Source organism: Rivihabitans pingtungensis, assembly GCF_003201855.1.
GTDB classification, from domain to species: domain Bacteria; phylum Pseudomonadota; class Gammaproteobacteria; order Burkholderiales; family Aquaspirillaceae; genus Rivihabitans; species Rivihabitans pingtungensis.
This window is the reverse complement of record NZ_QJKI01000003.1, coordinates 218,155-235,312: the sequence shown is the minus strand read 5'-3', so window position 1 is coordinate 235,312 and position 17,158 is coordinate 218,155. Positions and strand designations below refer to the sequence as shown.

The 17,158-nt window shown below is 62.5% G+C and carries 20 protein-coding genes; 15 read left to right on the top strand and 5 right to left on the bottom strand.

The annotated features are described in order from the left end of the window. A partial coding sequence (locus DFR34_RS17320) for a hypothetical protein (protein WP_211309286.1) occupies positions 1-194 on the top strand: 194 nt, incomplete at its 5' end. Here DFR34_RS17320 and DFR34_RS04250 read toward each other — a convergent pair. Then, positions 167-955 (bottom strand): nucleotidyltransferase domain-containing protein, encoded by a 789-nt coding sequence (locus DFR34_RS04250; protein ID WP_110389909.1) that lies wholly within the window; start codon positions 953-955, stop codon positions 167-169. The genes DFR34_RS17320 and DFR34_RS04250 overlap by 28 nt on opposite strands. A gap of 180 nt (positions 956-1,135) precedes the next feature. Between DFR34_RS04250 and DFR34_RS04245 the strand changes: the two genes are divergently transcribed. Then, positions 1,136-2,134, top strand: a complete 999-nt coding sequence (locus DFR34_RS04245) for an Rpn family recombination-promoting nuclease/putative transposase (protein WP_110389908.1) — start codon at positions 1,136-1,138, stop codon at positions 2,132-2,134. A 204-nt stretch (positions 2,135-2,338) separates the two neighbouring features. On the opposite strand, the gene DFR34_RS04240 is transcribed toward DFR34_RS04245, so the two are convergent. The 4 genes from DFR34_RS04240 to DFR34_RS04225 form a co-directional block, all read right to left on the bottom strand. Beyond that, on the bottom strand, positions 2,339-2,755 hold the full coding sequence (locus tag DFR34_RS04240; RefSeq protein WP_110389907.1) for a bacteriohemerythrin: 417 nt from the start codon (positions 2,753-2,755) through the stop codon (positions 2,339-2,341). Beyond that, positions 2,755-3,312: a hypothetical protein gene (locus DFR34_RS04235; RefSeq protein ID WP_110389906.1), complete on the bottom strand. Its 558-nt coding sequence runs from the start codon at positions 3,310-3,312 to the stop codon at positions 2,755-2,757. The genes DFR34_RS04240 and DFR34_RS04235 overlap by 1 nt, the downstream gene beginning before the upstream one ends. A 112-nt stretch (positions 3,313-3,424) precedes the next feature. Further along, positions 3,425-4,267: an SIR2 family protein gene (locus tag DFR34_RS04230; RefSeq protein WP_110389905.1), complete on the bottom strand. Its 843-nt coding sequence runs from the start codon at positions 4,265-4,267 to the stop codon at positions 3,425-3,427. Positions 4,268-4,382: 115 nt separating this feature from the next. Then, positions 4,383-5,237 (bottom strand): NAD(+)--dinitrogen-reductase ADP-D-ribosyltransferase, encoded by an 855-nt coding sequence (locus tag DFR34_RS04225; RefSeq protein ID WP_110389904.1) that lies wholly within the window; start codon positions 5,235-5,237, stop codon positions 4,383-4,385. A gap of 158 nt (positions 5,238-5,395) precedes the next feature. On the opposite strand from DFR34_RS04225, the gene nifH reads away from it, so the two are divergent. The 13 genes from nifH to DFR34_RS04160 all read left to right on the top strand — a co-directional run bounded on the left by nifH (position 5,396) and on the right by DFR34_RS04160 (position 17,143). Next, positions 5,396-6,280 carry a nitrogenase iron protein gene (gene nifH, locus DFR34_RS04220; RefSeq protein ID WP_110389903.1) on the top strand — a complete coding sequence of 295 codons (885 nt, stop codon included), beginning with the start codon at positions 5,396-5,398 and terminating at the stop codon, positions 6,278-6,280. Positions 6,281-6,421: 141 nt separating this feature from the next. Continuing rightward, entirely contained in the window at positions 6,422-7,894 is a 1,473-nt protein-coding gene (gene nifD / locus DFR34_RS04215) for a nitrogenase molybdenum-iron protein alpha chain (RefSeq protein WP_110389902.1), read from the top strand. A 59-nt stretch (positions 7,895-7,953) separates the two neighbouring features. Further along, a complete protein-coding gene (nifK, locus tag DFR34_RS04210; protein WP_110389901.1) occupies positions 7,954-9,525 on the top strand; it encodes a nitrogenase molybdenum-iron protein subunit beta in 1,572 nt (523 codons plus the stop codon). Between the two features lie 87 nt (positions 9,526-9,612). Further along, a complete protein-coding gene (nifT, locus tag DFR34_RS04205; RefSeq protein ID WP_110389900.1) occupies positions 9,613-9,840 on the top strand; it encodes a putative nitrogen fixation protein NifT in 228 nt (75 codons plus the stop codon). 37 nt (positions 9,841-9,877) lie between these two features. Continuing rightward, positions 9,878-10,069, top strand: coding sequence for a 4Fe-4S binding protein (locus DFR34_RS04200; protein ID WP_110389899.1), 192 nt, complete (start codon positions 9,878-9,880; stop codon positions 10,067-10,069). Between the two features lie 36 nt (positions 10,070-10,105). Next, complete coding sequence (locus DFR34_RS04195) at positions 10,106-10,834, top strand: dinitrogenase iron-molybdenum cofactor biosynthesis protein (protein ID WP_110389898.1); 729 nt, start codon at positions 10,106-10,108, stop codon at positions 10,832-10,834. Further along, positions 10,831-11,097, top strand: coding sequence for a DUF6129 family protein (locus DFR34_RS04190; RefSeq protein WP_110389897.1), 267 nt, complete (start codon positions 10,831-10,833; stop codon positions 11,095-11,097). Before DFR34_RS04195 ends, DFR34_RS04190 begins: the two co-directional genes overlap by 4 nt. A gap of 317 nt (positions 11,098-11,414) precedes the next feature. Next, positions 11,415-12,386 (top strand): hypothetical protein, encoded by a 972-nt coding sequence (locus tag DFR34_RS04185; protein WP_110389896.1) that lies wholly within the window; start codon positions 11,415-11,417, stop codon positions 12,384-12,386. 354 nt (positions 12,387-12,740) lie between these two features. Continuing rightward, a complete protein-coding gene (gene nifE / locus DFR34_RS04180) occupies positions 12,741-14,144 on the top strand; it encodes a nitrogenase iron-molybdenum cofactor biosynthesis protein NifE (RefSeq protein WP_110389895.1) in 1,404 nt (467 codons plus the stop codon). Positions 14,145-14,377: 233 nt separating this feature from the next. Beyond that, entirely contained in the window at positions 14,378-15,769 is a 1,392-nt protein-coding gene (nifN, locus tag DFR34_RS04175) for a nitrogenase iron-molybdenum cofactor biosynthesis protein NifN (protein ID WP_110389894.1), read from the top strand. A 16-nt stretch (positions 15,770-15,785) separates the two neighbouring features. Beyond that, entirely contained in the window at positions 15,786-16,214 is a 429-nt protein-coding gene (locus tag DFR34_RS04170; protein ID WP_211309285.1) for a NifB/NifX family molybdenum-iron cluster-binding protein, read from the top strand. Continuing rightward, the gene (locus DFR34_RS04165; protein ID WP_110389892.1) at positions 16,211-16,651 is read left to right on the top strand and encodes a SoxR reducing system RseC family protein; all 441 of its coding nucleotides are present in this window, start codon (positions 16,211-16,213) and stop codon (positions 16,649-16,651) included. The genes DFR34_RS04170 and DFR34_RS04165 overlap by 4 nt, the downstream gene beginning before the upstream one ends. 21 nt (positions 16,652-16,672) lie before the next feature. After that, complete coding sequence (locus DFR34_RS04160) at positions 16,673-17,143, top strand: NifX-associated nitrogen fixation protein (protein ID WP_110389891.1); 471 nt, start codon at positions 16,673-16,675, stop codon at positions 17,141-17,143. Positions 17,144-17,158: the final 15 nt, after the last annotated feature.

Below are 17,158 nucleotides of genomic sequence, written 5' to 3'. Positions count from 1 at the left end.
GCCCATTCTTCGTCGCTGACATCGGATGGGTAAGGTTTGCGGTTTTCCATGGGGCTTGGATTTTACCGCTATGGGATAGTTCAGAACAGGCTCTAGGCGAGCGCAGACAGTGCAAGCAGTACGGCAAGGCCGCGCAACAACGCCAGGAGGGGTTGCTGAGCGACGCTCAGCCGCCTTCCGCCAGGGTGGCGTGAAACAGTTGGTTCAGCGGGTCGAGCCGGGTTGCCCCGCCAGGGGGCCAGGGCAGTTCGGGCAGGGTGCGGGCCAGTTCGGTTTCGATAAAGGCGTTCAGGCTGGGCACGGCGGCGGCGCGGCCCAGCTCGGGGGCTTGGCGCTTTTGCGCCAGCAGGGTGTGGATGTCGGCGCGCACCTGGGCTTCGTCGGCGTTCAGCATGGCTAACAGGCGCTCAAATTCTATCGGCGGCGCACCGCGTCCGTCGGCAATCCAGCGCGCTGCCAGCAAGGGGCGCAGCACGTAAAAGTATTTTTTCAGCGGCACTTCGTCTTGCTTGAGGTAGCCGCGATAGTTTTTGCTGGCCATGCTGCGGTAGTGATACAGCCCTCGTTCCGAGGTGTAAATCGCAGGCAGCAGCGCCAGCGCCTGCTGGCGAAAATCGCCGTGTTCGCAGTAGGTGATGGGGGATTGCAGCCATTCAATCAGCGCGGGGTTGGATTTCCACAGCAGGCGCAGCGCCTTGCGCACATCCCAGCCGTTCAGGTCGATGTCGTCCACAATCGGGTATTCAATCACATCGCGGCGTTCTTCCAGGTCTACCGCCAGATACCAGTCGCGCGGGTGGGCGTAGACAAAGCGCACATCGTAATCGCTATTGGGCGAGGCAAAGCCCCAGGCGCGGCTGCCGGATTCAATGGCAAACAGAATGCGCACCTGGTGCTCTTGTTCGGCGCGCTGCAAGCGGTGCAGGATGTCTTGGCGGATATCAGCGGGAATCATGGCATGGGGCCGGCGCAGGTCAGGAAAAGCCCACTCTACCCAGCGCCAGGCTGGCATTCAAGCCAGGGCCATTGCATAAACGATTGGCCGGCCCTGTGTGCGGCGCGCTTGGCGGTGCTGATGCGGCAAACCACTGAGGCCGCTTGAGCCTACCCCACCCATCAGGCTACACTGCCCAGCATGGCACATCTCCACGACAGCGGTTATAAATACCTGTTTTCTCACGCCGAACTGGTGCAAGAGCTGCTGGAAACCTTCGCCCCGCCAGGCGTGTCCGAGTTACTTGATTACACCACGCTGCGGCTGGAAAGCGGCAATTACGTCACCCCGGCGATGAAGCCGCGCGCCGATGATCTTGTTTGGTCAGTGGAGTTGCAGGGGCGGCGGATTTATCTCTATCTGCTGCTGGAGTTTCAATCTACCCCAGATGACACCATGCCGATGCGCATGCTGCAATATGTCGCTGCGCTGTACGATCATCTGTTGCGCAGCAAGGCGGTGGACATCGCCGACGGTCTGCCGCCAGTGTTGCCCATCGTGCTGTATAACGGTGACGCCCGCTGGCGGCAAAGCAGCGAGCTGTATTCATTGATCCGCCCGCATCCACCCGTACTCAAACCGTTTCAGCCACAATTGAAATTCTGGCTGCTGGACGAAGGCGCCTTCCCCGCTGCCGAGCTGGAAGACATGCAGCGGGTGATGGCGGCGATTTTTTGTTTTGAACACACCCCGGACACTGCGGCGGCTAAACGTGCGATTCGCAGCCTGGCCGACGCCATTGCGAAATCCCCGTTCAAGCAACGCCTCGACCGGGTATTGGCGCACTGGGTAAAATACCGGCTGGAAACCAGAATGCCGGGATTGAACACCCCTGACGCAGACGAGCTGACGAGAGGAATCAATATGCTGGAAACCAATATCGACCGCTGGGAAGCCCAGGCGATTGCCAAGGGGATGCAGCAGGGGATTCAACAAGGCATGCAGCAGGGTGTGCAACAAGGCATGCAGTTGGGCGAAGCCTTGTTGTTGCAACGCCAGCTCACCCGTCGTTTTGGCGAACTGTCCGCCGCCCAGCAGGCCAAACTTGCCGCCGCCACGCCCGCCCAGCTGGAAATCTGGGGTGACCGGGTGCTGGACGCTGCGTCACTGGACGAGGTGTTTGGCGACACCCGGCACTGACTGACCATTCGCTACCGATTTCTCTGAGCACAGATCACTGACCGGCGCCGAGCCCATCTGCGCAGGAGGGGGGAGCTTGTTCAGATACAAATCTTGAAAATCAATACCCTATATTCCAAAGCTTCGCAGAAAAGACTGTTTTTCAGCGTATCCTGCGCGACTTTATAACCGAACGGCATGACTTCTGCGCCCGGCGCGTGGCCTTTACGCTGCGGGCGTGTGTTGCGGGGCCGCCATGTCTTGTTGCTTTAAGCAGCCGGCCAGGGCGGCGTCCATGGTCAGCAGGTGGCTGTGAAACCAGTCGGGCAGGCCGCGCACATAGTCGCGCGCCGGGGCCAGGCGGCCGGCGCTGACTTGGCGTTGCATAAAGGCCAGTTCGCCCAGCACGCGGGCGTGGGCGCTTTCGTGTTCGCCAATGGCGGGAAAGCGACAGGCGCGCATCAGCCGGCTTTCGTGCTCAAAATGCCGCTGGGTGTGTGCGCCCAGGCGGGCGAAGCCGTCGGCAAACGCTTGCGCGTCGGCGGTGTGGTTCAGTTCGTCCACCAGGGCGATGAATTCGCCATGGGTGGCGTCCATGCTGTCCACCCCCAGCCGGGTGAAGGCGGCTTCGCCGGCGGCCATTACACCGCGCCCCACATTTCGCGCTTGGCGCCATTGCTGGCGGCGGCGGCTTCGTCCACGCTCACCACGGCGAATTTGGGCTTGTAGTCACACACGGCCTTGTACAGGGTGACCACTTTGTCGGCGCCGGATTGGCCCTTGAAGTCGCTTTTTTCCAGCGCCAGCACGTCGATCAGCTCGTTCCAGGCCATGCCTTCGGACAGCGGGATCAGATACATCTTGGCGCCGTTGACTTCTACGGTCATTTCTTTGGTGGCGTCGATCACGAACAGCACCACTTGGGTGTCGGCGGTGATGTCGGCGCCAAAGCGGGCGATCAGGTCGGGCAGTTGCGCCACGGTATCCAGCGAGCCGGTCAGGAATTTCAGGCTGTCGCCTTCGCCCAGCACGGCCACTTGCTTGAGCACTTCAGTCGGCGGCTTGCGGCGGCCCTGGGCGTCGGCCACTTCGCCTTCGCAGATGGTCAGCTCGCCGCGATAGGCAACGTATTTGCCGTCGCTGGAGGTTTCGGTGAAGTTGGCGTTGAAAATCAACGGTTCGTAGCGGGTCATCAGCATGGTCGCATTCCTTGCAAGTGGGTGGAGGGTGAGTCAAAAGCAATCCTGACGCGGCGCGGGTGCGGTCTGCCTGGGCCGGCTGTCGGCGTGGGCGTCGCATCAGGGTGTGGTGTCAGGCGGCCATGGCGGTTTCGCCGATCAATTCGCCGATGTCGGCGCGGATGATTTCCAGGCCCAGTCGGGCACAGAAGCGTTCTTCCTTGGCGGTGGGTTCGGCAATCAGCACCCAGCCCGGCGGGGTGTGGGCGGCGTAGATGATGTCGGCCATCACCATGCGCTCGGTGTCGCGGTTCAGGCGCAGGCCCATCAGCAGGTAACGCTTGCCCTGGCGCAGGGTTTTCAGGGTGGGCGGGATGGCAAAGCCGCCCATCAGCTCGGTGATGTAGTCCACATAGTCGGCGTCCGAGGCGATATAGCCGGCGCCGCCGGGACGCGGCGTGCCCATCGGCTTGAACAGGATGGGTTGGCCGGGGGCCAGGTCGCTGGTGGGGGTGTATTTTTCGCCGTCCCAGGCAAACAGCCGGTAGCGGGTGCCGTCGCCGGTGACGCGGGCCACGCCCACAATCAGGGTGTGCGGGATGTCGGCGTAGCTGTCTTGCAGCTGGGTGTCGCGGTTGACGTCAATCACATACGGCGGGCGGATGGCGCGCAGCCAGTCGTGTACGGCGGCGCGGGTCCAGCGGCTGTCGCCATACACTTGGTCCAGAAAGCGGGTGACGGCGCCACGGCCGCGCTTGAGCTCGACATTCATCGCCGCGCGCGGAAATTCATACATCAGCTTGGGCGACATCGGCCGGCCGTTGTTCATGGCCAGAATCAGCGAATCGCTGTCGGCGGGGATGGCGGCGCCGGTGTCGGTGTGGCGCACGTCGGCCAGCACCCCGCAACCGAGGTAGGGGACGATGCTGCCGTCTTGGATGCCGGCGATCAGGGTGGCGCGCAGGGCAGGGGTCATGGCGGGTATCCGGGCTGAATGGGGGACACCCGCCTCACAGCAAATTCCACACCTGCATGCGCTGCATTACAAAACAAGCAGTTAGCGTGTGGTTTGTGTGCTTTTGTCGTAAGTGCTACAGGGTGGAGCGCGTCACATCATAAACGCCGCCCAGCACCAGATATTCGTCTTCGCCGCGCAAGGCGCCGGGCAGCAGGCCGCAATAACAGACGATCAATGGGGTGGGCACCTCCACGGTGAGGATGACATCGCCAAATTCATCGGCGCGTTCGCGCTGGCCAGTAAACGAATTCAGATTATTCAGCAGCAGGCGCGGGCGGCGGGCGTCGCCGCCGAGTTGTTCAAAGTCGTCCATGCGGTTGACGCCGCGATACAGCGTCAGCGGCGCATCGGCCGGCCAGGCGCGCGCCAGTTCGTACTGACAATAGCTGTACACCAGGTCCAGCTGGGCTTCCAGCGCGTGGGTGCCATATAAGCCGGCGGCGCGCATCTCTAGATAGTGGCGGTAGGCCGGCGCCGAGGGGTCGCGCAGCGGCTCGCCATGAAAACGCGGGGTCAGGCCAAAGCGTGATTCCACCCAGCCTTTCAGCACGGCGCCTTCGCGGCTGTCGGCGTTGATGCTCCAGCCGCGCAGCACACTGATGTAGTGCGCGCCGCGCCGGCCGCCGCGTGTGGCGTTGTAGCCGGCGTCTTCCGGCTGCTCCAGCCGAAAGTGCACGGTCATATAGTCCTGAAAGATTTCCGCCCGCTGGGCCGGCGCCTGGGCGGCGTCCAGCCGGCGAAACAGGTCGGCGTGCAGCTCGGCCACGCCGTCGAGCTTGAGCGGCATTGGCGCGTCGCGGTAGGTGGGGCTGCCCAGAATCACCGCCGGCAGATTGCAGCGGTTAATGGGCAGATACGCCTCGCGCGGCAGCGCCGGGGTTTTGTTGTTAGCCCTACAAAGCGTAGGGGAATTGTCACAAGCCGACACGTGAAATCTTCAGGGCTAAAAAATTATTCTCTTATGAATCAGTGATTTGTTGTTCGTGCCAGGGCTTGGCACGCTCCGTGCACAAAGAGAAGCGCAAAACGCGAAAGCATCTTCACCCTTCTCGCTAACTGTGTCACTGAACCTAGGAGAATTACATCATGGCAAAACTGCGTCAATGCGCCATCTACGGCAAAGGCGGCATCGGCAAGTCCACCACCACCCAAAACTTGGTGGCTGCGCTGGCCGAATCCGGCAAAAAAGTGATGATCGTCGGCTGCGACCCGAAAGCTGACTCCACCCGTCTGATTCTGCACTCCAAGGCGCAGACCACGGTGATGCACCTGGCCGCTGAAGCCGGCTCGGTGGAAGATCTCGAACTCGAAGACGTGCTGTCCGTCGGCTACGGCGGCGTGAAGTGCGTCGAATCCGGCGGTCCGGAGCCGGGTGTGGGTTGCGCCGGCCGCGGCGTGATCACCGCCATCAACTTCCTGGAAGAAGAAGGCGCCTACGACGAAGACCTCGACTTCGTGTTCTACGACGTGCTGGGTGACGTGGTCTGCGGTGGCTTCGCCATGCCGATTCGCGAAAACAAGGCCCAGGAAATCTACATCGTCTGCTCCGGCGAAATGATGGCCATGTACGCCGCCAACAACATCTCCAAGGGCATCGTCAAGTACGCCAACTCGGGTGGTGTGCGTCTGGCTGGCCTGATCTGCAACAGCCGCAACACCGACCGCGAAGACGAACTGATCATGGCCCTGGCCGCACGCCTGGGCACCACCATGATCCACTTCGTGCCGCGCGACAACGCTGTGCAACACGCCGAAATCCGCCGCATGACCGTGATCGAATACGATCCGAAGCACAAGCAAGCTGACGAATACCGCGCGCTGGCCAACAAAGTGGTGAACAACACCAACTTCGTGATCCCGACCCCGATCGAGATGGAAGAGCTGGAAGAGCTGCTGATGGAATTCGGCATCATGGAAGCCGAAGACGAGTCCATCGTCGGCAAGACCGCCGCCGAACTGGCCGCTGGCTAATGCGCTGTACCGCAGGTTGGCGGATTGCCCGACCGGCCTGCACCTGACTCTGCGACCCGGCAGGCGGCCCCCCGCCCTGGCGCCTGCCCCTTCAACACAAGCGTTTCGCCACAGATTGGTGGCAACGCGACGGAGGCCACTATGAGCATGACGCGTGAACAAACCGAAGCCCTCATCTCTGAGGTGCTGGAGGTTTACCCGGAAAAAGCCAAGAAAGATCGCAAAAAGCACCTGGCTGCCAACGACACCTCGCTGGAACAGTCCAAAAAGTGCATTACCTCCAACCGTAAGTCCCTGCCGGGCGTGATGACCATCCGTGGTTGCGCCTACGCCGGCTCCAAGGGCGTGGTTTGGGGTCCGATCAAGGACATGATCCACATCTCCCACGGCCCGGTGGGGTGTGGTCAGTACTCCCGCGCTGGTCGCCGCAACTATTACGTCGGCACCACCGGGGTGAACTCCTTCGGCACGATGAACTTCACTTCTGATTTCCAGGAAAAAGACATCGTGTTTGGCGGCGACAAAAAGCTGACCAAGCTGATTGAAGAAGTGGAACAACTGTTCCCGCTGCACAACGGCATCTCGGTGCAATCCGAATGCCCGATCGGTCTGATTGGCGATGACATCGAAGCCGTCTCCAAGAAGAGCGCCGTAGTCATCAACAAGCCGATTATCCCGGTGCGTTGCGAAGGCTTCCGTGGCGTGTCCCAGTCGCTGGGTCACCACATCGCCAACGACGCCATCCGTGACTGGGTGCTGGACAAGCGCGACGGTCAGGCTTATGAGTCCACCCCGTACGACGTGGCCATCATCGGCGACTACAACATCGGCGGCGACGCCTGGGCAACCCGCGTGATCCTGGAAGAAATGGGTCTGCGCGTGGTGGCGCAGTGGTCGGGCGACGGCACCCTGGCGGAAATGATGAACACCCCCAAGGTCAAGCTGAACCTGCTGCACTGCTACCGTTCGATGAACTACATCAGCCGCCACATGGAAGAGAAGTACGGCATTCCTTACATGGAATACAACTTCTTCGGCCCGACCAAGATCATCGAATCGATCCGCAAGATTGCCGCCTTCTTTGATGATTCCGTCAAGGAAAAGTCCGAGGCCGTGATCGCCCGTTATCAGCCGATGATGGACGAAATCGTCGCCAAGTACAAACCGCGCCTGCAAGGCAAGAAAGTGATGCTGTACGTCGGTGGTCTGCGTCCGCGTCACGTGATCGGCGCCTACGAAGATCTGGGCATGGAAGTGATCGGCACGGGCTACGAATTCGCCCACAACGATGACTACGACCGCACGATCAAGGAAATGGGCGACGCCACCCTGCTGTATGACGATGTGACCGGCTTCGAGCTGGAAGAATTCGTCAAGAAAATCAAGCCCGACCTGGTCGGCTCCGGCATCAAGGAAAAGTACATCTTCCAGAAGATGGGCATCCCGCTGCGCCAGATGCACTCCTGGGATTACTCCGGCCCGTACCACGGCTACGACGGCTTCGCCATCTTCGCCCGCGACATGGACATCGCTCTGTCCAGCCCGGTGTGGAGCAAGCTGACCCCGCCGTGGAAAACTGCTCCGGCCAGCGCCGAAGAGAAAAAAGCCGCCTGATTTTCGCCCCCGCCCAACTTTGCCTTCGCCACGGATGAGTGGCGAAGGTCAGGGAGACCATGATGCAAACTGTTGACAAAATCAAACCGTGCTATCCGCTGTTCGGCGATGACGATTACAAAGCCTCGCTGAAGGCCAAGCGCGACCTGTTCGAAGAAGGCCACGGCGCAGACAAGGTGTACGAAACCTTCCTGTGGACCACCACCAAGGAATACCAGGATCTGAACTTCCAGCGCGAAGCGCTGACCGTCGATCCGGCCAAGGCCTGCCAACCGCTGGGCGCCGTGCTGTGCTCGCTGGGCTTTGAAAAGACCCTGCCGTATGTGCACGGTTCGCAAGGCTGCGTGGCGTACTTCCGCTCGTACTTCAACCGTCACTTCAAAGAGCCGATCGCTTGCGTGTCCGACTCGATGACCGAAGACGCAGCCGTGTTCGGCGGCCAGAAGAACATGTTCGACGGCCTGGAAAACGCCAAGGCGCTGTACAAGCCGACCATGATCGCTGTGTCCACCACCTGCATGGCCGAGGTGATTGGCGATGACTTGAACGCCTTCATCAACAACGCCAAGAAGGCCGGCCACATCGAGCAAGAGTATCCGGTGCCGTTTGCCCACACCCCGTCGTTCGTCGGTTCGCATGTCACCGGCTGGGACAACATGATGGAAGGCATCCTGCGCTGCTTCACGCTGAACAAGATGGAAGGCAAGGTTGTCGGCTCCAGCGGCAAGGTCAACGTGGTGCCGGGCTTTGAAACCTACCTGGGCAACTACCGCGTGATCAAGCGCATGTTGGGTGAGATGGACGTGGATTACACCATGCTGTCCGACCCGACCGAAGTGCTGGACACCCCGGCCGATGGCGAATACCGCATGTACGCTGGCGGCACCACCATCGCCGAAGTGGAAGCCGCGCCGAACGCCGCCACCACCCTGCTGCTGCAACCGTGGCACCTGGAAAAGACGAAGAAATTCGTCGAAACCACCTGGAACCACGACGTGCCCAAGCTGAACATCCCGATGGGCGTGGACTGGACCGACGAGTTGCTGATGAAGGTGTCGGAAGTCACCGGCAAGCCGATTCCGGATTCGCTGGCCAAAGAACGCGGTCGCTGCATGGACTTGATCTCCGACAGCCACGCCTGGCTGCATGGCAAGAAGTTCGCCGTGTACGGTGACCCGGACTTCGTGCTGGGCATGGTCAAGATCCTGCTGGAATGCGGCGCCGAGCCGACCCACATCCTGGCGCACAACGGCAACAAGCGTTGGGCCAAGGGCGTGCAAAAGCTGCTGGACTCCAGCCCGTTCGGCGTCAACGGCAAGGTGTATGTCGGCAATGACCTGTGGCACCTGCGCAGCCTGTGCTTCACCGACAAGCCGGACTTCCTGATTGGCAACAGCTACGGCAAGTACATCCAGCGCGACACCAAGCACAAGGGCGACGAGTTCGAAGTGCCGCTGATCCGCCTGGGCTTCCCGATCTTCGACCGTCATCACCTGCACCGGATGACCACCATGGGCTACGAAGGCGCCATGTACGTGGTCACCACCCTGGTGAATGCCGTGCTGGAGCAGCTGGACCGCGAAACCCTCGGCATGGGCACCACTGACTACAACTTCGACCTGGTTCGCTGATCCAGCCCCCGAAGCGCAGTCCTGCCGCCCGCCGGTTATCCGGCGGGCGGCGCGCCCGCCTCACCCGCCATTCAAGGAGCCGACCCCATGGCCAACATCATGATCCGCCAAGCCGAAAATGGCGGGCTGTCGTTTTATCTGCCCAAGCGCGACCTGGAAGCGTCCATCGAATCCATCGAATTCGACACCCCGGAAAAATGGGGCGGCGAACTCAAGCTGGATAACGGCGGCAGCTACTACATCGACCCGATCGCCAAGCCGCCGCGCCTGCCGATCTCGCTGCGCGCCAAACGCCTGGGCGCTGCCGAAGACTGAATTTTTCACACACTGTGTTTTTCAGGAGGATTTCATCATGGCCATGACCATCGATTCCGATATGTGCACTGCCTGTGGCGACTGCAAGCCGGTTTGCCCGACCAAATCGATCAGCAGCGGCAAGGTGTTCTACAAGATCGACGCCGCCACCTGTACCGAGTGCGACGGCCACAACGACACCCCGCTGTGCGTGGACGTCTGCCCGTCCGGCTGTATCGGCCCGGCTTGATTCTCACCGTCTGTCTCTTCGCTCCAGGAGCCCGCCATGTCCAATACGCCGATCGCCTCTCGTGAAGCCGCGCTGCGCATCGCCCTTGCCGCGCGCACCTTGAACAACCTCAATGTTCGCGCCCTGGTCGAAGCCCTGGCCGACAAATGCGGGCTGCCGATCACCGAAGACCGCCTGGCGCAGTTGACCGTGGAAGACCTGCGCGCGCTCCTGGCCGGAGATTACGCCGACCAAAGCTGCCATGTTGGCGTGGACGCCGACACCCTGAAAGCCGCCATCCGCCTGTTGTGGGGCGAAGGCGTGGCCGGCAGCGATTTTCCGCCTGTGCAAGCCTATGCCGACGGCGACATGCCCGGCTCGCTGCGCGTGGCGATTGCCTCCAATCACAATGAACTGCTCGACGGCCATTTTGGCTCGTGCGAGCGCTTCCTGATTTATCAAGTCAGCCCGAGCGAAATCCGCCTGGTGGGCGTGCGCAGCACCCTGTCCACCGCCGACGCCGAAGACAAAAACGCCGCGCGCGCCGAGCTGATCAACGACTGCCAGATTCTGGGCGTGCAATCCATCGGCGGCCCCGCCGCCGCCAAAGTGGTGCGCGCTGGCGTGCACCCGGTCAAACGCCCGATTGGCGGCGAAGCGCGCGATATGCTGGCCGAGCTGCAAGGCCGCCTGTTGGCGCCGCCGCCGTGGCTGGCGCAAATCATGGGTGTGCCGGCGCATTCGCTGGCCAAGTTTGAAGCCGACATGGAGGAAATCGAACCATGATCGCCACCGACACCCTGGACGCCCTGACCGCCGAAGTGGCCGTAAACGCGGCCGTGGCCCATCTGCGCGGCTGTTTTCCTGGCCTGCACTTTACCGAATGCAGCGAAGACGACGTGCCGGTGCGCGCCACCCCAGTGCGGGAAACCACCGACCATCTGATTTATCTGGTGTCTGGCGCCAGCGGCCATTGTTTGTCGCTGACCCACAGCGCCGACGCCGCCACCGGCGTGCTGGTGGCCAGCCGCGTGGCCGACGACGACTAGCGTCGGTCACAAAACCCTCCTGGCGTTGTTGCGCGGCCTTGCCGTACTGCTTGCACTGTCTGCGCGCGCCTGGCCAGGCGCGCTGCGCTGGGTTTTGTGAGCGACTCTTAGGCCGCGCTAAAAAAATTGTTGTTTTCCGGCTTGCCTGTCGGCGAGCCGGTTTTGCCCAGCCCATCCTGTGCGGTGGGCTGGGCAAAACCGCAGGACAAGCCGCCGGCGCATGCGCTGTCGCGACGCTGATTCCGACTGTTTTTTGGTTTGGCGGCCGCCAGATGAGGCGGGCGCCAGAGTGTTGAGACTGCGACAAGGAACGCCGCATGAAAGATACCGCTGCCTGGTCCGAATACTGTAAATCCCTGGCCCCGGCCCTGATTCACGCCTGCACCATGGCCCCGGTGTCCACCGGGCCGTCGGCGCTGGTGCGCGAACTGGCCAACACCGCGCCAGACTGGCCTTTCCGCCACGCCGCCTGCCGTGGCGGCTGGCACCGGCTGGGCGGGCTGATCGACGCCAAGGGCAAACGCCTGACCGACAATCTGGAAAGCTGGGCGGAAACCGAGCTGGCGACTCGCCAAGGTGATCTGGGCTGGCTGGCCGAGGACTACGCCGAACAAGGGTTGCTGGCCACCCGGCTGGTGGGGCGCACCCATTATCTGGTGGCGCAGGCTGGCGATGGCCCGGCGGATTTTCTGCAACTGGAAATCGAAGAATTACAGGAAATCGCCAGCCACACCCTGTTTGCCGATGGCGAACCGGCCACCCTGGACGAACTGCTCGACCCGCAACTGCCCGCCCACAGCGGCCGTCCGCTGGGCCTGCCGTATTATGTGTTCCGCCGCGTCAGCCATGCCGGCGCCTTTGTGGCGCGCATGCGCGCCAAACACCCCGAACCCGGCCCCATCCACCGCATGCTGGAAGATTGGGCGGCGTGCAGCGCCGGCCAGGCCAGTGATTTTTGCAATCACTGGGTGCTGGCGATGAGCGAACACCAAGACCGCTTCTTGCAGTCGGTGTTCCGCGCCAAGCCGATGAGCACGCTGGAAGGCCATCCGCCAGCCTTTCACGGTGAACAAGGCCAGACCAACGGCGCCTTGCGCGCCGCGCTGACCGCCTACGACCGCGCCTGCGGTTATCCGATGGCCTGGTATTTCCATATGCTGGTGACCCACGCCGTGCCGCACTGGGTGGCGCAAACCATCATCGAAGACGCGCAAGCCGGGTTTGAGTATCTGCCCGAGCGGGATCTGGCGGTGGTGCGCGATTGGCTGCATCGGCCGTATGCCCTGTAAGCGTCACTCACCAAACCCTCCTGGCGTGCTTGCCCGACCTTGCCGTACTGTCTGTGGTCGTGCGCCTGGCCCGGATCGCTGCGCCGGGTTTGGTGCGTGACGCTAAATCTGTGTTTGCCGGGGCGCGGCGCTCAGTTGCCCCCGATTCCTCTCATCACAGCGGCCAGCGATAACAACGCCTTGGCCGCTGTGGCTTGCATGAACCACTGGCCTGCGCGCGGTTTTTTGGCTGGGCTGCCACGCTTTGTCAGCTTCGCCACAAAGCTGACAAGACAAATATTTGATAAATATCAAATGGTTAAATGTGGCATGCGAATTGCGATGCCCTAGGGTGAACTCAAGGGGAGATGCGCAATGAAAGCAAGCGATATTCAGGCTTTGCTCAACGAGCCAGCCTGTAGCCACAACCACAAGGAAAAATCCGGTTGCGCCCGACCCAAGCCCGGCGCAACGGCGGGCGGTTGTTCGTTTGATGGCGCGCAGATTGCCTTGCTGCCCATCGCCGACGTCGCCCACATCGTCCACGGGCCGATTGCCTGTGCCGGGGCGTCGTGGGACAACCGCGGCACCCGCTCGTCCGGCCCCACGCTGTACCGCATCGGCATGACCACGGATCTCTCAGAAACCGATGTGGTGATGGGGCGTGGCGAAAAGCGCTTGCTGCACGCCATTCGCCAGGCGGTGGAGAGTTACCGCCCGGCGGCGGTGTTTGTCTACGCCACCTGCGTCACCGCGCTGATTGGCGACGATATGGAAGCCGTGTGCAAGGCAGCGACCGATTTTTGGGGCGTGCCGGTGATTCCGGTGGACGCCGCCGGCTTTTACGGCACCAAAAACCTGGGCAACCGCCTGGCCGGTGAAGCAATGTTCAAGTATGTGATCGGCACGCGCGAGCCGCAGCCGGCCGCGCCGCGCCCGGACGGCCTGCCCACCTATGATGTCAGCCTGATTGGCGAATACAATATTGCCGGCGAGTTCTGGCATGTCGCCCCGCTGTTTGACGAGCTGGGCTTGCGCATTCTGGCGACCTTGTCGGGCGATGGCCGGTTTGCCGAAGTGCAGACCATGCACCGCGCCCAGGCCAATATGGTGGTGTGCGCCAAGGCCTTGCTGAACGTGGCGCGCAAGCTGCAAGACAATTTTGGCACGCCGTTTTTTGAAGGCAGTTTTTACGGCGTGGCCGACACCTCGGCGGCGCTGCGCGACTTTGCCCGCCTGATTGGCGATGATGACCTGTCGCACCGCACCGAAATGGTCATTGCCCGCGAAGAAGCGCTGGCCAATGCGGCGCTGGCGCCGTGGCGAGAAAAACTGGCCGGCAAGCGCGCGCTCTTGTACACCGGCGGGGTGAAATCCTGGTCGATTGTCTCGGCGCTGCAAGACCTGGGCATGACCGTGGTGGCCACCGGCACCAAAAAATCCACCGAAGAAGACAAGGCCCGCATCCGCGAGCTGATGGGCGACGATGTGCGCATGATCGACGACGGCAGCCCCAAGGGCCTGCTGTCCGCCTACCACGACCTGAAGGCCGACATCCTGATTGCCGGCGGGCGCAATCTGTACACCGCGCTGAAGGCGCGCATTCCCTTCCTCGACATCAACCAGGAACGCGAATTTGGCTACGCCGGCTACACCGGCATGGTCGAACTGGCGCGCCAGCTGCATCTGTCCATCAGCAGCCCAGTGTGGCCGGCCGTGCGCCAACCGGCGCCCTGGGCGGATAGCCGCCGGGCGCTGGGCGAGCTGCTGAGCGCGTAAGCGCTGCGCAGTCTGCACGGACGCTGTGTGTGCCGCACTGAGGGGCCGGGCTTGATCGCCCGGCCCCGTTTGCATTTTTCCCATTCTCCTGAGCCTTGTTTGGCTGCGTGTGCTCCCATGCACATTTTGTCTGGTTTGCGACAGATGAATTAGCCAAGCCATTGTTATTCAATACATATTCTATTGGCGCGTTCTTTGCTGCACTCCTGGCAACATCACCGAGGGAGGTCAGCATGGCTGAAATCGTACTGTCGAAAAAAGCCCTGGCGGTGAATCCGCTGAAGGTCAGCCAGCCTTTGGGCGCATCGCTGGTGTTTCTCGGCTTGAACAAAAGCCTGCCGCTGATGCATGGCTCGCAGGGTTGCACCGCGTTTGGCAAGGTGTTTTTCGTGCGCCATTTTCGCGAGCCGATTCCTTTGCAGACCACGGCCATGGACCAGGTGTCCACCATCATGGGCGCGGACGAGAACGTGGTCGAGGCCTTGCGCACGCTGTGCGACAAGCAAAAGCCCGAGATCATCGGCCTGGTCACCACCGGGCTGTCGGAAACCCAGGGCACCGATATTCACCGCTGTGTGCGCGAGTTTCGCGCCGCCTATCCGCAGTACGCCGACACCAGCGTGGTGGCGGTGAACACCCCGGATACGCTGGGCTGCCTGGAAACCGGCTACGCGCTGGCGGTGGAAGCGCTGCTGGACACTCTGGTGCCAGACACCCGCCACGCCGGCCGCCGCCCCAAGCAGGTCACCGTGCTGGCGGGCGGCCACCTGACGCCGGGCGATCTGGAAACCCTGCGCGACTGGATCGAAGCCTTTGGCCTGCGGCCGGTGCTGGTGCCTGATATTGGCGATTCGCTGGATGGCCATCTGGTCGAGGCCGAATATTCGCCGCTGACCCTGGGCGGCACGCCGCGCGCGGAAATCGCCAGCCTGGGCGAATCGGTGGCCACCCTGGTGATTGGCGAATCGCTGTATCGCGCCGCCAGCAAGCTGGAAGCGCGCACGGGCGTGCCGACCTACCGCTTTGCCGGCTTGATGGGGTTGGCGGCCTGCGATGCATTCACCCTCACCCTCAGCCAGCTGTCCGGCAAGCCCGTGCCGCCGCGTCTGGAGCGCCAGCGCGCCCAATTGCAGGACGCCATGGTGGACAGCCATTTCATGCTGGGCATGGCGCGGGTGGCGGTGGCGGGCGACCCTGATCTGTTGGCCATGCACTGCGAGTTTCTGGCCAGCATGGGCGCCGAGATTATTGCCGCCGTGTCGCCGGTAAAAACCGACGGCCTGGCGCGCCTGCCGGTGGCCAAGGTGATTGTCGGCGACCTGGAAGACCTGGAGCTGGCGGCGCGTGGTCAGCGCGTGCAACTGGTGGTGTCCAATTCGCACGCCGCCGGCACGGCCCAGCGTTTGGGCGCGCCGCTGATGCGCGCCGGCTTTCCGCAGTATGACTGGGTGGGCGGTTTCGCCCGCGCCTGGGTGGGCTATCACGGCACGCGCCAAGCCCTGTTCGATCTCGCCAACCTGATGTTGAGCCAGCACCATGACATTGATCCCTACCGATCCCGGTACTGGGCAGCAGAACGCGACGGCGCGCCCCTCGCGCTGGCTGAAGCTGGAATGGTCCACTGACCGGGAGACACACGACATGCTCAAGATTGCTTTTGCTTCCAACGACCGCACGCGCGTCAACCAGCACTTTGGCGCGGCAGAAGGGTTTGTGCTCTACGAGGTCAGCCCCACCCGCACCAGCATGGTGGGCGTGGCCGAGTTTGCCCCCGAGGCCATGGACGGCAACGAAAACAAGCTGGGCGCCAAGGTGGATTTTCTGGAGGGCTGCGCGGCGGTGTTCGTGATGGCCATCGGCGCCTCGGCGATCAAACAGCTGGTGGCGCGCGGCATTCGCCCGATTCGCATCACCGAATCCGACAAAATCGAAGACCTGCTCTACGACATCGCCCAGGGCATGAAGCACGGCGGGGTGGCCTGGATCGACCAGGCCATGGCCGAACACGCCCGCCCGGCGCGCAGCGCCGACCGCTTTGCCGCCATGCAGGAAGAAGGGTGGGAAGGATGATCGAACATCTGGGCATTGTCGAAGCCGTCCAGGACGGCAAGACCACCATCAGCGTGGCCACTGGCGGTTGCCGCAGCTGCCACAAAGAAAGCGAATGCGGCATCGGCCAGGTGGCTGGCGGCCGCGCCGTCACCCGGCTGACCCTGCCCGCGCCCAGCGGCCTGCAAGTGGGCGAATCGGTGCGCGTGCGCATTAGCGAAGACAGCCTGCGCCGCAGCGCCTTCATGGGCTATTTGCTGCCGCCGGTGATGATGTTGCTGAGCGCGGCGCTGGGCCACTTTGCCATCGGCGGCGATGTCGCCGTGGCGGTGGGCGCACTGACTGGTTTTCTGTTTGCCCTGTTGCTGGCCCGACTGGCCCCGGCGCGCCTGCCCGAAGTCAGCGCCGCCACCCCGACTCATGAAGCCACGCCGCAGCCCAACGTGCTTTCACACTGACACCCCACTGGAGACCCCACCATGAGCACCGCCCCTGTTGTGCAAGAATCCGACCCGATCCTGGGCACTGACTTCATCCGCGAAATGGTGCGCCAGATGCGCGCGCTGGACACCTACGGCGTCTACAACGGCCAAAGCCCGGAAAAAATCCTCGATCCCTTCGTGCTGACCCGCGCCCGCCGTCAGGAAATCCCGCTGGTGGGCGACCCGGACGAAGAAACCCTGGCGCGGGTGAAGGCGCTGTACAACGCCATCGCCGTGCTGATCGAAAAAGAATGCCGCCTGCTGGCCGTGCCGCTGATCCACCTGACCCACGAAGGCTTTGGCCGCGCGCTGATCACCGTGGGCAAGCTGGTGGTGGTGGACAAAACCCTGCGCGACGTACACCGCTTTGGCTTTGACAGCCTGTCCAAAATGAAGGACGAAGCCGACAAGCTGCTGGCCGTGGCGCTGGAGCGCATCGGCAAATATTCTGACGTGGCCGGCCTGTAAGCACACGGAGGCGAA

Bases quoted from the DNA above. Each gene is read 5' to 3' on its own strand.
- DFR34_RS04250 (WP_110389909.1), bottom strand. From the start codon at position 955: ATGATTCCCGCTGATATCCGCCAAGACATCCTGCACCGCTTGCAGCGC.
- DFR34_RS04245 (WP_110389908.1), top strand. From the start codon at position 1,136: ATGGCACATCTCCACGACAGCGGTTATAAATACCTGTTTTCTCACGCC.
- DFR34_RS04240 (WP_110389907.1), bottom strand. From the start codon at position 2,755: ATGGCCGCCGGCGAAGCCGCCTTCACCCGGCTGGGGGTGGACAGCATG.
- DFR34_RS04235 (WP_110389906.1), bottom strand. From the start codon at position 3,312: ATGCTGATGACCCGCTACGAACCGTTGATTTTCAACGCCAACTTCACC.
- DFR34_RS04230 (WP_110389905.1), bottom strand. From the start codon at position 4,267: ATGACCCCTGCCCTGCGCGCCACCCTGATCGCCGGCATCCAAGACGGC.
- nifH (WP_110389903.1), top strand. From the start codon at position 5,396: ATGGCAAAACTGCGTCAATGCGCCATCTACGGCAAAGGCGGCATCGGC.
- nifD (WP_110389902.1), top strand. From the start codon at position 6,422: ATGAGCATGACGCGTGAACAAACCGAAGCCCTCATCTCTGAGGTGCTG.
- nifK (WP_110389901.1), top strand. From the start codon at position 7,954: ATGATGCAAACTGTTGACAAAATCAAACCGTGCTATCCGCTGTTCGGC.
- nifT (WP_110389900.1), top strand. From the start codon at position 9,613: ATGGCCAACATCATGATCCGCCAAGCCGAAAATGGCGGGCTGTCGTTT.
- DFR34_RS04200 (WP_110389899.1), top strand. From the start codon at position 9,878: ATGGCCATGACCATCGATTCCGATATGTGCACTGCCTGTGGCGACTGC.
- DFR34_RS04195 (WP_110389898.1), top strand. From the start codon at position 10,106: ATGTCCAATACGCCGATCGCCTCTCGTGAAGCCGCGCTGCGCATCGCC.
- DFR34_RS04190 (WP_110389897.1), top strand. From the start codon at position 10,831: ATGATCGCCACCGACACCCTGGACGCCCTGACCGCCGAAGTGGCCGTA.
- DFR34_RS04185 (WP_110389896.1), top strand. From the start codon at position 11,415: ATGAAAGATACCGCTGCCTGGTCCGAATACTGTAAATCCCTGGCCCCG.
- nifE (WP_110389895.1), top strand. From the start codon at position 12,741: ATGAAAGCAAGCGATATTCAGGCTTTGCTCAACGAGCCAGCCTGTAGC.
- nifN (WP_110389894.1), top strand. From the start codon at position 14,378: ATGGCTGAAATCGTACTGTCGAAAAAAGCCCTGGCGGTGAATCCGCTG.
- DFR34_RS04170 (WP_211309285.1), top strand. From the start codon at position 15,786: ATGCTCAAGATTGCTTTTGCTTCCAACGACCGCACGCGCGTCAACCAG.
- DFR34_RS04165 (WP_110389892.1), top strand. From the start codon at position 16,211: ATGATCGAACATCTGGGCATTGTCGAAGCCGTCCAGGACGGCAAGACC.
- DFR34_RS04160 (WP_110389891.1), top strand. From the start codon at position 16,673: ATGAGCACCGCCCCTGTTGTGCAAGAATCCGACCCGATCCTGGGCACT.